This window comes from Pauljensenia sp. UMB9872 (assembly GCF_030212665.1).
Taxonomy (GTDB): Bacteria; Actinomycetota; Actinomycetes; order Actinomycetales; family Actinomycetaceae; genus Pauljensenia; species Pauljensenia turicensis_B.
Genome location: NZ_JASOER010000008.1, coordinates 33,105 through 46,746 on the forward strand (window position 1 = coordinate 33,105; position 13,642 = coordinate 46,746).

The 13,642-nt window shown below is 57.7% G+C and carries 8 protein-coding genes; 6 read left to right on the forward strand and 2 right to left on the reverse strand.

The window, feature by feature from the left end:
- Window positions 1-63 precede the first annotated feature (63 nt).
- The 3 genes from QP109_RS04545 to QP109_RS04555 all read left to right on the forward strand — a co-directional run bounded on the left by QP109_RS04545 (window position 64) and on the right by QP109_RS04555 (window position 4,041).
- Complete coding sequence (locus QP109_RS04545) at window positions 64-888, forward strand: Sir2 family NAD-dependent protein deacetylase (RefSeq protein ID WP_285023580.1); 825 nt, start codon at window positions 64-66, stop codon at window positions 886-888.
- Between the two features lie 275 nt (window positions 889-1,163).
- Window positions 1,164-3,167 carry a glucose PTS transporter subunit IIA gene (locus QP109_RS04550; protein WP_285023582.1) on the forward strand — a complete coding sequence of 668 codons (2,004 nt, stop codon included), beginning with the start codon at window positions 1,164-1,166 and terminating at the stop codon, window positions 3,165-3,167.
- Between the two features lie 34 nt (window positions 3,168-3,201).
- A complete protein-coding gene (locus QP109_RS04555) occupies window positions 3,202-4,041 on the forward strand; it encodes a PRD domain-containing protein (protein WP_270773014.1) in 840 nt (279 codons plus the stop codon).
- 114 nt (window positions 4,042-4,155) lie between these two features.
- On the opposite strand, the gene pepN is transcribed toward QP109_RS04555, so the two are convergent.
- Together pepN and QP109_RS04565 are read right to left on the reverse strand one after the other, a co-directional pair.
- The gene (pepN, locus tag QP109_RS04560) at window positions 4,156-6,711 is read right to left on the reverse strand and encodes an aminopeptidase N (protein ID WP_285023585.1); all 2,556 of its coding nucleotides are present in this window, start codon (window positions 6,709-6,711) and stop codon (window positions 4,156-4,158) included.
- Window positions 6,712-6,894: 183 nt separating this feature from the next.
- Window positions 6,895-8,946, reverse strand: coding sequence for a M13 family metallopeptidase (locus QP109_RS04565; RefSeq protein ID WP_285023588.1), 2,052 nt, complete (start codon window positions 8,944-8,946; stop codon window positions 6,895-6,897).
- 325 nt (window positions 8,947-9,271) lie between these two features.
- On the opposite strand from QP109_RS04565, the gene glpA reads away from it, so the two are divergent.
- The 3 genes from glpA to QP109_RS04580 are packed head-to-tail and all read left to right on the forward strand — an operon-like array spanning window position 9,272 to window position 13,400.
- Entirely contained in the window at window positions 9,272-10,903 is a 1,632-nt protein-coding gene (gene glpA / locus QP109_RS04570; protein ID WP_285023648.1) for an anaerobic glycerol-3-phosphate dehydrogenase subunit GlpA, read from the forward strand.
- Window positions 10,900-12,150, forward strand: coding sequence for a glycerol-3-phosphate dehydrogenase subunit GlpB (glpB, locus tag QP109_RS04575; protein ID WP_285023590.1), 1,251 nt, complete (start codon window positions 10,900-10,902; stop codon window positions 12,148-12,150). Before glpA ends, glpB begins: the two co-directional genes overlap by 4 nt.
- Window positions 12,151-12,161: 11 nt before the next feature.
- The gene (locus tag QP109_RS04580) at window positions 12,162-13,400 is read left to right on the forward strand and encodes an anaerobic glycerol-3-phosphate dehydrogenase subunit C (protein ID WP_285023650.1); all 1,239 of its coding nucleotides are present in this window, start codon (window positions 12,162-12,164) and stop codon (window positions 13,398-13,400) included.
- The last annotated feature ends 242 nt before the right edge of the window (window positions 13,401-13,642 follow it).

The following is a 13,642-nucleotide window of genomic DNA, read 5'->3' on the forward strand; positions in this document are numbered from 1 at the left end:
CACCAACGCGCCAGTCCTGATGGTGGTACAACGGAGAAAAGTGTTCGTGGGGGAGGAACTACGATGCAAGGAAACGTCGAAGAAGCAATCGACATTGCGCGCGGTGGTCGAATTCTGGCGGTGACTGGTGCGGGAATGTCCACCGACTCGTCCTTGCCGGATTATCGAGGCACCGGCTCAACCCCCACAACCCCGGTTGATGTCGACATGTTTACGTCCGACCCTGTGTGGTATCGCTGGCTTTGGTATCGCAATGAAGCGACGTGGAAAATCCTCGAAAACTGCCAGCCCAACGATGGGCACCGGGCACTTGCCACGATGGAAGCATCCGGGCATCTGCTGGGTGTCTCCACGCAGAATGTCGACCGGCTGGACGCGCGCGCTGGAACGCGTAACGTCTGGGAGCTCCACGGACGCTACGACACGGTTGAATGCCTGAGCTGTGGCTCCGTTACGTCCCGCGCAGCATTGTCCGTGCGGTTGCGTGCGTTGAATCCGGACCTCGTCGAAGAAACCGATCCCGCACACGTCGATATCACCCCCGATGCCCGTCGCGACTTAGCCGAAGTCTGCACGTTCACTCCCGCGTACTGCGAACGCTGTGGCGGAATGCTGAAGCCGTCCATCGTCATGTTCGGCGAAGGCCTTCCCGAGTCCGCGTTCGGCCCATCCCTCGACATGGCCGCGTCGTGCAATGTTGTGTTGGTCGCGGGCACGTCACTCGCCGTCTCCACCGGTTTGTGGGTGGTTCACGAGGCCATGCGCGCAGGCGCTTCCCTGATCGTGGTGAACAGGGGAGCGACAGCCGTGGATCGCTTCGCCGACGTCCGAATTGAGGGAGGCACGTCTGAGGTACTACCTCAGATTGCTACTGCGCTCACCAGCTGAACAGGTCGAGACGTGGCAGGTTGCCCACGTTGTGCGCGGTTGAAGAACAGCAGAAGTGTGACAGGCGACATAGGTTGTGCCATTGTTTGTTTTCTCGTTGAACGCCTACACTGACCATGAGCGCCGATCATCTGGTCGGCATCGCAGGGTTGTTACTCGTCAGAGGCAAGACCTGGGAACGCGTTTATTCGTGCGCCCAGGTCTTTTTTGTTGCCCTGAGAAAGACTCACAACCAAAGCGGTTCATTGAAGAACCGGGAAAGGGGACGGATGGAGATGTCCACCGACAAGCAGATCGCCGAGGCAGTACTTCAAGGGATCGGAGGCGCAGGCAACATCACCAGCCTCACGCACTGTGCCACGCGCCTACGTTTTGAACTCGTTGACGCATCCAAGGTTGATGCCAATGCGCTCGATGCGACCGAGGGCGTTCTTGGAGTTGTCCCCCAGAGTGGGGACCGCTATCAGGTCGTTATTGGAGGTGCCGTCGCTGGCGTTTTCGCGGCCATGCAATCTCTGCCCGGAATGGGCGCCGGAGCCGTCATGACCGATGCTGAGGTCAAGGCTGCCGCCCGCTCGAAGGCGCGCGGCAAGGTCGCCTGGCTCGACTCCTTCTTCGAGTACCTCTCCGACTCGTTCCGTCCGATCCTTGGTGTCTTGCTCGGCGCCTCGCTCATCATTGCGTTCGCCGCCGTCCTCGACGCCCTCGGCATCGTCGACTTCCGTGCCGCCGACAAGCCCGCCTCCTGGGTCTTCGTCGACGCCCTGTGGCGCGCGGTCTTCTACTTCCTCCCCATTATGGTCGCCTACAACGCGGCGAAAAAGCTTGACGTTGACCCGTGGCTCGGTGCGACCGTTATGGGTGCCCTCCTCACCCCGGAGTTTCTTTCCCTGTCGAACAAGGACCGGTTCCCCGACCTTACCTGCACGACGAACCAGCTCCTCGAGACGCAGAACTGCACAGCGCACATCTTCGGCCTGCCGCTCCAGCTCAACGACTACGGCGGCAACGTCTTCGTCCCGCTCATCATGGTTGCTGTTCTCGCACTCCTCTACCGCGGGCTTAAGAAGGCGATTCCGACGAACCTTCAGATGGTCTTCGTCCCGTTTATCTCGATGGCCGTCATGATTCCCGTTACTGCGTTCCTCATTGGCCCGATGGGCGTCTGGCTCGGTAACGGCCTCGGCGTCGGCCTCGCTTGGATGAACACGCACGCCCCCTTCGTCTTCGCGCTCATCATCCCGATGGTCTACCCGTTCCTCGTTCCGCTCGGTCTTCACTGGCCACTCAACGCACTTATGCTGGTCAACATCCAGACTCTCGGCTACGACTTCATCCAGGGGCCGATGGGGGCATGGAACTTTGCCTGCTTCGGTGCAACCGCCGGTGTGCTCTTCCTTTCCATCCGTGACAAGGACGTTCAGATGCGCCAGACCGCAACCGGTGCACTGGCGGCCGGCCTTCTCGGTGGCATCTCTGAGCCTTCGCTCTACGGTATCCACCTGCGTTTCAAGAGGATCTACCCGCTCATGCTCATCGGATGTTTTTCCGGTGGTCTGACTATCGCAATCCTTGGCCTCACTTCGGGAGGCGTGACCACGGGCGCCTTCGCCTTCACCTCGCTACTCACAATCCCAGTGTTCTCACCTATGTGGATTTACGCCATCGCAGTTGCGATTGCCTTCTCCACCGCTTTTGCTCTGGTTTCAGTTTTCGACTATCGCACCGCCGAGCAAAAGGCCGCGCTTGTCGCACCTGCCACGAGCGTTGCCCCCTCGATCGAAGAGGAAGACACGACACCTGTTCCCGTTGCAGACGCAGAAGCCGCCACCGCGGTGTATGCACCCGTTTCAGGGCGAGTCATCCCGCTCGACGAATCCGGCGACAAGGTCTTTGCTTCGGGTGCGCTTGGTGCAGGAGTCGCAATCCTTCCCACTTCAGACACTATCTACGCGCCAGTCGCAGGCACACTTGCTACGGTCGCCAAGACTGGGCACGCCTTCGGAATCAAAACTGATGACGGTGTAGAAATCCTCGTTCATATTGGAATCGACACCGTTGCGATGGATGGCGATGGTTTCGACGTTAAAGTCGAAAAGAAGCAACGAGTTGAGATCGGGGATGTCCTTGCGATCGTGGACTTTGTAAAGGTTGAACAAGCTGGATACTCGACTACTACGCTGATGACTGTAACGAATACAAAGATCATGACGGCAGTGACCCCGATCGTGGGAGAAACCGTTACAGCCGGTACACCCGTCATCGACGTCCAGCACTGAACACCGAAGTCGCGCCCAGAAAGGAGGATCACCCGTGGAACTACTCCGCGTGTTCAACAATAATGTTGTGCTCGCACGCCGTCACGATGGCGTTGAAGTGATTCTCACTGGGCGCGGTCTCGGTTTTCAAACAAAACCAGGACAAACGGTCGACGAATCCAAGATCGTGAAGATCTTCGTTCCATCCGACGGCCGAGATCCGGACCATATTGGCCAACTCCTCGCTGAAATCCCACCGGAGCACATCCAGATGGTTCTTTCAGCCATGCGGGAAGCCCGAATCGAAGACACTGCGAGCGTCATCCTGGTTCTTTCACTCGCTGACCACCTTGGTTTTGCTTTGGCACGAGCACGGATTGGTCAAGTCATTGAGTATCCGCTTACCGCCGAAGTTGTCAGCCTTTACCCGGATGAGTATGCAAAGGCACAGCGCTTCGTCGAGGCTCTCAATGCCCTTTCCGATGTGACTCTTCCTCAGGTCGAGGTCACTGCATTCAGCCTCCATTTGGTGAATGCCGGTTTTGCCTCGGGTGACCTGTCGTGGACCTACACGATGACCGGTGTCATCCAACAGATTCTCGATGTCGCGGCCAAGGGGCTCGACGTGCAACTCGATCCGTCTTCGATCAGCGTCGGCAGATTTATCACCCACCTGCGGTATCTCTTCGTGCGCATCAACAAAGATGAGCAACTCGAGCACCACATGTTTGCAGTCGTTCAATCAATCGTTGACTCGTATCCGAAAGAAAACGCGTGTGCGAAGACAATCGCAGAATTGGTCGAGCTGAGACTCGGTTCTTCTTTGTCGGCCGATGAGATCGCGTACCTGACACTTCATCTTGCACGCTTGTCGATGCCGACTCCGGCTAAGTGACGATGCTACGAAGCTGAGGCGAGGTATTCTGCGCTAGTCGTCACGAGGTACTGAGTGGAAAGGGCCCCGAACCGTTACGGTTCGAGGCCCCTTCCTTCAGCTGAGAGAACTGAATCAGGCGTCAGCCTTCTGAGCTTCAATTTGGCGACGGGCAACGTCAACGCGTTCGCGGATGATGCGAACCAGAGCAGCGGAGACCTCGGTGTGCGAAGCGATCCACTCTTGACCGGCAGCAACGATGTCCACGCCTTCAGCGTAGCCAGCAATGTCGGTCGGGAACATGAGGATCGCGATGTCCTCAGCGGTGTGGAATGTGTTCTCTGCCCACACGCGTTCGATCAGGTTGAAGTAGTCGGCAACGAACTGAGTGTACAGAGCCGGGTTCGTGCGAGCCTGCGTCCAGAAGCCGGAAACCATAGCCCAGCGAGTGTCATTCGGGATCGACAGATCCGTCATGACCGCGTCGAAGACGTTGCGCTTGACGGTTGCGTCTTCCACGGCTGCGCGAGCACATGCTGCGTTCTGGTGGCCGGTCATCGTGCCATCTTCAGCTTCGAGAGCCGCGATTTCTGCTTCGCCGGCAAGACCCAGGCGAACCAGCGCGATCAGCAGTTCCCAACGGCAATCAAGGTCAAGATCGAGGCCTTCAAGAACCTTTTCACCTGCGAAGATTGCTCGGAGCTGCTCGCCTTGCTCGGTGGTGGTAGCACCGTGAGCGGCTGCGCGGATCAGTATGTTCTGTTCGTCCGATGCCGGAGCAGCTGCAACAGCGAGGTCCAGAAGTGCGCCACCAACTTTTTCGAGGGCAGCCTGACGCTCGGTCGGAGCAACGAAGGTACGAACTGCTTCTTCGATGTGACGGATTGTCAGCTGGAGCATCGACATATTCGTCTCACCCGGGATCGCCGCAAGAGCAAGATCCAAGTAGGAGCGTGCCGACATCTCACCATCGCGGGTCATATCCCAGGCAGATGCCATGATGACGCCACGGGTCAGCGAATCGGTGATCGACGCAATGTTCTTTGTTGCGAACTCGAGGGATTCGGTGTCCATTCGGATCTTCGCGTATGCCAGATCGCCGTCGTTCAGCAGAATCAGCTGGGGACGAGCAAGGCCAGAGGCAACAGGAACAACGGTGCGTGCGCCGTCAACATCGAGCTCTTGCCGGAAGACCTGTTTCAAAGAACCATCTTCACTGGCCGAGTAGCCGGCGGCGGCCATGCGGTGCGGGCGTAACGAGGAACCTTCAGAGAAGGATTCCTGCAGAACAGCGAGTTCAGAGATTACGCCGTTGTCGTCGACGTTGATTTCGGGGCGGAGCAGGGTCACGCCTGCTTCTTCCAGCCAGACCTTCGACCATGCCTTGAGGTCGCGGCCTGAAGCCTTCTCGAGTTCACCCAGAAGGTCGGTGAGCGTCGCGTTCGCGTAGGAATGAGCGGTCAGGTATTCGTGCAGGCCGGTGAAGAATCCTTCGCGGCCAACGTAGGACACCAGCTGACGCAGAACGGATGCACCCTTTGCGTAGGTAATACCATCGAAGTTCACCTCAACGTCTGCGAGGTCACGGATTTCAGCTTTAATCGGGTGAGTCGTGGGCAGCTGATCCTGCTTCAAGCCCCAGTCCTTGCGGAGCATGAAGCCTGTCCATGCATCGGTGAACTCGGTGCCCTCAGCGAGAGCCAGGTGGCTCATGAACTCAGCGAAGGATTCGTTCAGCCAGAGGTCGTTCCACCATTTCATCGTCACCAGGTCGCCGAACCACATGTGGGCGAGCTCGTGAAGAATCGTGTTGGCTCGGGTCTCAAGCTGAGCAGCAGTCGGGCGAGTACGGAACACGTAGGAATCGCGGAAGGTTACGCAGCCCGCGTTCTCCATTGCGCCAGCGTTGTATTCAGGAACGAAGATCTGATCGTACTTCGTGAAAGGGTAGGCGATGCCGTACTGCTTCTCGAAGAAAGCGAAGCCCTTGCGGGTCGTGTCAATGATGCGATCAGTGTCGAGGTGCTCGACCAGCGACGCGCGAGAGTACACACCCAGATCAATCGTGCGACCGTCAGAGGACACCAGTGAATCGGTAACGCCCTTGTACGGTCCAGCAATAATCGCGGTGATGTACGTCGACATCTTTTCAGTCTCAGCGAAACGGTAGATCCAAGTCTCGCCATCAACCTCAGGCTCGGGAGTCGGAGCATTCGAGAACACCAGCCAGCCAGCGGGAGCGCTGACGGTTAGAGTAAAGGTTGCCTTCAGATCAGGCTGCTCGAAGGTCGTGTAGACACGGCGAGCATCTGGAACCTCAAACTGGGAGTAGCAGTAGTCTTCGCCGTCAGCCGGATCGGTGAAACGGTGCAAGCCTTCGCCGGTGTGCATGTACTGGCAGTCGGCTTCAACTTCCAGAACGTTGTGCTGAGCCAAACCGTCCAGCGCGATGCGGTGGTCAGCGTGAGCCTCGGTGGGGACTTCCTGACCATTCAGGCGAATCGAACGGACGTTGTTCGAAACCAAGTCAGCGAAGGTTGAGGCACCAGCGGTCGCATCGAACTCGATGCGCGTCGTGGAACCAAAATCAGTGGCGCCACGTGTCAGATCCAGCGTGATGTCGTAGTGGTGAACGGACAGGATCTCCGCGCGTGCAGCTGCTTCTTCGCGGGTGAGGTTCAATCCCGGCATGATGCCCTTTCAATTCAGAGGAACGTAAACAAAGTAATGCTTGAGCCTATCTTTTCACTGAACGACCTTTGACGCACATTTGGCAATGAAACAAGCAAGCTGACCTGCCAGAGTGATCGGTCGTAAACGGGGAATAGTCCCAGGCCGATGGCTGTTCGCCACGGTAGAAAATGAAGCGGAGTTTTACCAGATGTGAACACGCTGTGAGGGATCAAGCCACATGTGATCGCCCTGACATACATTGAAGGCCTCGTGGAACTGATCCATATTGCGTGCAATCTGATTGCATCTAAACTCTGCGGGCGAGTGAGGATCGATCGCCAGCATCTGCAGAGCAAACTCTGGGCGTGATGCGGTCCGCCACGCCCGTGCCCACGCGTAGAAGAATCGTTGGGCTCCGCTCAGACCATCAATCACCGGGGCAGAATCAATACTCAAGCCTTGCTTACTCAACGTGGCAACCCACGCATTCCATGCAATCGTCAGACCGGCAAGGTCACCAATATTCTCGCCCAGGGTTAGTGCACCATTTACCGTCGGAACAGGTGAAGACTCTTCCTCCACCTGCGCATCTTCGCCGGCATCCAGGTTATAGACCGCAGGTTGAGCCAAATCTAGGGGAGTGAGCTCGTCGTACTGTTCAACCAGTTTGCCCGTGATCTGCTCGAAGAGCTCGCGGTCGATGTCACTCCACCAGTTTTCAAGGTTGCCCTGAGCGTCATACCGTGAGCCCTGATCATCGAAGCCGTGCCCGATCTCGTGTCCGATAACTGCGCCGATTGCGCCAAAGTTCACTGCGTCGTCAGCTTCGGGATCGAAGAACGGTGGTTGCAGGATCGCAGCAGGGAAGACGATTTCATTCATCGCGGGGTGGTAATAAGCGTTTACCGTCTGCGGAGTCATCAGCCACTCGTCGCGGTCGACTGGCTCATCGAGCTTACGTAGTTCTCGCGCGGTCTCGAACTGGTAGGCCTTTGTCACGGCATCAACCAGAGAATCACTCTGTTCAATGACGAGCCCCGACATGTCGCGCCACTTCGGCGGATACCCAATCTTCGGGCGGAAGGTTGCGAGCTTTTCAAGAGCCCGCTTCTTTGTCTCTTCACCCATCCAGTCACATGCAGTGATTGCTTCGCCGTAGGCATTCAATAGCCCTTCGACCAACTGGTCCATGCGCTCCTTGGACTGCGGCGGGAAGTGTCGTGACACCCAGATGCGCCCCAGTGATTCGCCGGCAACAGATTCAACGAGGCCGAGTGCGCGCTTCCAACGCGGCCGCAGCTCCTGCGTACCTGACAAGGTACGGCCATAGAAATCAAAGTTTTCTTCGACAAACTCCGAAGAGAGCAGACCAATCCGCGCATCCAGTACGGAGAGCTTTGACCAGATCTTCAGATCCTCGATCGGAGTCTGGCCCCAAATCTGCGCCGATCCGGCAAAGAAATCGGGTTGGGACACGCTGATCTGAGCCTCGTCCCCGATCTGCCATCCCAGACCGCGCGCCCAAGCATCCCAATTGACCCCAGGCGCACTGGCAACAAATTCGCGCCACGTCATCTGGTTATCAGATAGGAGGGGATTGCGGTTATCCACGGCACTGCGGTGATGCGAAGCAAAACGCGTTTCGAGATCCATAATCATGCGCGCAACCCGGGCAGAGTTTTCACCAATACCGGCCAACGATGCGAGTTTCTCGAGGTGAGAAACGTAGGCATCGCGGATTGGCGCATATGAATCTTCGCGATAGTAGGCCTCGTCCGGAAGACCTATTCCGCCTTGGACAAAGGTCATAATGCGTGCATCGGAATCATGCGGATGCGTACCGCTGTAGGCTCCAAAGAAGGAATCGGCGCCACCGGCCATCAACGTGCCGGTCAATTCGTCAAGTTCTTCGCGAGTAGTGACGTGATCGATGGCTTCGAAGAAGGGGAACAGGGGAGTAATGCCTGCTTCCTCGATCGCGTTTTCATCCATAAATGCACCCCAGAGGGTCGCGATAAGAGTGGCGTCCGTGTCATCAAGAGTGCCGGCAACAGCATCGTTGCAAATATCCCGACCACGTTCTTCGGAAAGATCACGCAACGCGTGGAAAGCGCCGTCGATTGGTCGGTCAGCGGGGATTTTATGCGTTGCAATCCAGCGTCCATTGACGTGACGATAAAAATCGTCCTGCGCACGGACGTTGGAATCGATGTTCGCGGTCTCTAGGACTCGCGCCAGAATCTTTTCGCTCATATGCCAACTTTATGACAGGCCATGTAGATATCGCTGTACAAAAACAGGGGAGCGGTCGGAGGGGTCATACGCTCCCCAGCTCTTGCCTGGCAGATCTGAGCGTGAATTCCGAATCATTCGTTATGTGAAAATCTGTCATTTCAAACCTGAAAAGCGCAGGTTCCGGCATTTCTCTACGAATGAAAAGTGAGGTACGCCTAAGTCGTGCACATATGTGCACAGGGGCTGAACGATGCAATCAAATGGGGGGTGGCAAGGCACTATTGAAGGGGCGAAGGGGCTAGCTGTGCGCAAGCCCGAAGCGAAAATGTGAAGGGAACGAATGGTGAAGACGATCAACACTGACGTTGTCGTCATTGGCGGTGGTTCCACCGGAGCCGGTGTCGTCCGTGACGTTGCAATGCGAGGGTTTAGAACCGTCCTCGTTGAACGATTCGACATCGCACAAGGTACCTCTGGCCGCTTCCACGGCCTGCTCCACTCTGGTGGACGCTACATCGCGTCCGACCCTGAGTCAGCAACCGAGTGTGCAGAAGAAAACGAAATCGTTAAGCGCATCAACTCAAACGCAGTTGAAGCAACCGGTGGCCTGTTCGTGGTCACCTCGCAAGACGACGAAGAATACGCAGATAAGTTCCTCGAGCGCGCTGCCGCGGCAAAGGTGCCGGCACAGGAAATCAGCGTCGCCGAGGCACTGAAGCGTGAGCCTCGTCTTGACCCCAAGCTCAAGCGTGCATTCGAGGTCCTCGACGGCTCCGTCGACGGCTGGCAGATGGTCTGGGGTGCAATTCGTTCTGCTCAGGCTTACGGCGCACAGGTGATGACCTACAACAAGGTCACAAAGATCGAACGCGAAGGTGACCGCATCAGCGCAGTCATCGTCCACAACGTTCGCACCGGCGAAGATACTCGCATCGAATGTCAGTTTGTTTTGAACTGTGGTGGCCCTTGGGCTGGTCAGATTGCCGCGATGGCTGACTGCCACGGCGTTGATGTCGTCCCCGGAGCCGGAATCATGATCGCAATGAACTTCCGCCTGACCCAGACGGTGCTCAACCGCTGCATCTGGCCAGCCGACGGCGACATCATCGTTCCTGACCACCCGGTGTGCATCATCGGCACGACGGACCTCAAGGCAGATGACCCGGACAAGCTGACGATCCCCGCCGATCAGGTTCAGCAGATGTTCGATGCTGGCGAAGCAATGGTTCCCGGCTTCCGCAAGGCTCGCGCGGTTCACGCGTGGGCAGGTGCCCGACCGCTGGTCAAGGATTCGCGTGTTGCAGCAACCGACACGCGTCACATGGCTCGTGGCATGTCGGTCATCGACCACAACTCGCGCGACGGCGTCTACGGCATGCTCACCATCGCTGGTGGCAAGCTCACGACCTACCGTTTGATGGCAGAGCGCATCGTCGACATCATGTGTGAAGAAATGGGAGAGAAGCGCGAGTGCAAGACCGCCGGTGAAGCAGTCCCGACCGCATCGCCGAAGCTCTACACTATCGGCCACCGCCTGCACGACATCGAGCACAAGAACGCGGCCCCCAGCCACGATCAGATCATCTGCGAATGCGAACTGGTCACCCGCACAATGCTCGAAGACACAATGGATGCTTTGCCGGGCGGTCAGCTTGATGACGTTCGTCGTCAGGTTCGCCTTGGCATGGGTCCCTGCCAGGGTGGTTTCTGCTCCCAGCGTGCAACCGGTATCGCTCACGAACGTGGGGATATCGATTCAAAGAAGGCAAACGAACTGTTCAAGACCTTCTTGAAGAACCGTTGGATTGGTCTATGGCCGATCACCTACGGCAAGCAGCTGCGTCAGGCAGCGCTAGATAACTGGATTCATGAAGGCATGCTCGATGTTGAGCACCTGCCGATGGCGCAAGGCGAGCCCGGCGAGGAGTTCGTCTTTCCTGCATCAGCTTCCGAGAATAAGGAGGACGCACGATGAGAGACGCCGTTGTTATTGGCGCTGGCCTTGCCGGTCTGACCGCAGCTCTTTATCTTGCTCGCGGTGGCGCTTCGGTCACGGTCGTAACGAAAGGTCTTGGCGGTTTGCAGCTTGGCCAGGGCACCGTCGATATTCTCGGATACTCCGAGTCTCGCGTGGCTGCTCCGATCACTCAGATCTCCGAGCACATTTCCTCGCGTCCGACGCACCCGTACACGCACTTCACTCCCGAGTTCGTTGCCCAAAGCGCGAACTGGTTGAAGGATGTCCTAGGTCCTGACCTTTTGATTGGCGATCCCGAAAAGAACGTTGTGCTTCCGACCGCAATCGGTGCGCTCCGTCCGACGAGCCTGTACCAGCCCTCGATGGAAGCGGGTATTCCTGCAGACGGAGCCTCGTACCTGATCGTCGGTCTGCGCCGACTGAAGGATTTCTACCCGACCCTCGCTGCCGAAAATCTCTCGCGCCAGACCACACCGAATGGCGAACCGATCAAGGCACGTTCGTTGATCGTCGACGTCGAGATGCGTGCAGACGAGGTCGATACGACCGGTACGAACCATGCGCGCACATTGGATCGAGCCGAGATGCGCACCAAGCTGGTTGAGGCTATCAAGCCTCACGTTCGCGAAGGCGAAATCATCGGCCTTCCCGCCGTGCTTGGTCTCGATGACCTGAACGCCTGGAAGGACATTGCTGACCAGCTCGGACACAAAGTCTTCGAGATCCCGATGCAACCGCCATCAATCCCCGGTATGCGTATGAACCAGGTCCTGACCACTTTAGTGAAGGCTGAAGCGCGCTTCATCCTCGGGTCTGCCGTGAAGGGCATCGAAACTGACGGCCAGAATGTCACCGCCGTGATGATCGGGACCGCCGGTCACTCGACGCGCATCGAAACGAAGAACGTCATCCTCGCTGGTGGCGGTTTCGAATCCGGCGCACTCGATATGGATTCCTACGGGAAGGTCACCGAAACGATCCTCGGCCTGCCGGTTCTCGGCGCTGAGGGCCAGCTTCTCCACGGTGACTTCTGGGGGGCCGACCAGCCGATCTTCCTCGCCGGCCTTGACGTTGACGATGAGATGCACCCGCTGGACGCAGCCAAGAAGCCCGTCTACACCAACGTTTACGCAGCCGGCGGAAACCTCGCCGGAGCAACCCGTTGGCGCGAAAAGTCAGGTGAAGGCATTGCCCTTGCCTCCGCACTCCGCGCAGCCGATTCGATCCTTGGGAGCCTGAAGTGACCATCGAAGAAATGAACGTACTGTCCCTGACCGACGAAGACTTCGGTCTGCGCTCCACCCTCGACGCCTGCGTCAAATGCACGATCTGTGAAACCCAGTGCCCGGTCATGCGCGTGACCGATCTGTTCCCGGGCCCGAAATACTCCGGCCCGCAGGCAGAACGCTACCGCAAGGCAGGACAGATCGTCGATTCGTCGATCGATTACTGCTCGTCATGTGGCACCTGCACGCTGGTCTGCCCGCAGGGCGTGAAGGTCACCGAGATGATCCACCACGCTCGCACCGACATGAAGAAGGAAAAGGGCATTCCGCTTCGCGATCACCTGATTGGTCGTACCGGCTTCATCGGTACCGTCATGACCCCGGTTGCTCCTATCGCGAACTGGGCGCTCGATGTGAAGCCGATCCGTGTTGCTATGGAAAAAGTCATCGGCGTTCACCGTAGCGCACCGATGCCGAAGGCGGCCGGTCGCACTTTCGAAGGCTGGTTCAACAAGCACACGCCGCTGGAAGGTTCTGGTCGCAAGGGCCAGGTCATCTTCTTCCACGGTTGCGCAGGCCAGTACTTCGAGGTCGAAACGTCGATCCACTCGGTCCAGGTTCTCGAGTACCTCGGGTACGAGGTTCTGGTTCCTCCACACGGCTGCTGTGGTCTGGCATTGCAATCGAACGGCCTGTACGACGAGTCCCGCAAGTATGTCTCGAAGCTGACAAATGATCTGCGCAAGGCCAATCGCAACGCGCCAATTATCTCCGCTTCCGGTTCGTGCGCGGGCATGCTCCGCCACGAGGCGAACGAGATCCTCGAGATGGACACCCCCGAGCTCAAGGACGTCGGTTCGCGCATGTGGGACATTTGCGAATTTCTCATGCACCTGCACGAAAAGGGCGAGTTGGATCTGAACTTCCAGCCGATGGATATCACCATCCCTTACCACGCACCGTGCCAGTTGAAGTCTCAGGGCCTCGGTCTTCCGGCTGTCGAACTGATGGAACTGATCCCTGGCGTGAAGGTCAAGGAATCGAACCAGCCCTGCTGCGGTATTGCTGGTACCTACGGCATGAAGAAGGAAAAGTACGACATTGCCCAGGCAGTCGGAAGACCTGTCTTCGACTTCATCAAGCAGGTCAACGTTGAACTGGCCGCGTGCGACACGGAAACGTGCCGTTGGCAGTTGCGCACCGCAACGGGTGCGAACGTTGTTCACCCGATCTGGCTGATCCACAAGGCGTACGGCTTGCATAGCTGAACGCTGCATACAGGCGAGTGAGGCGGTGTGAACCCACGTGGTTCGCACCGCCTCGTTGCAGGCAGGGCTTTATTTCCTTCAGATACGACACTGTTTCTTCGTAGTGGCGATACGATGAAAGGCCACGCGACTTTAAGGAGGAGTCATGAACCCCCGTTGTGTCCGGTCCTCGCAGACAGCGCGAAAGCCACTGGTCGCAACTGCCCTTGTAGCGATAACGAGTCTGCTTTTAGCCGGTTGTG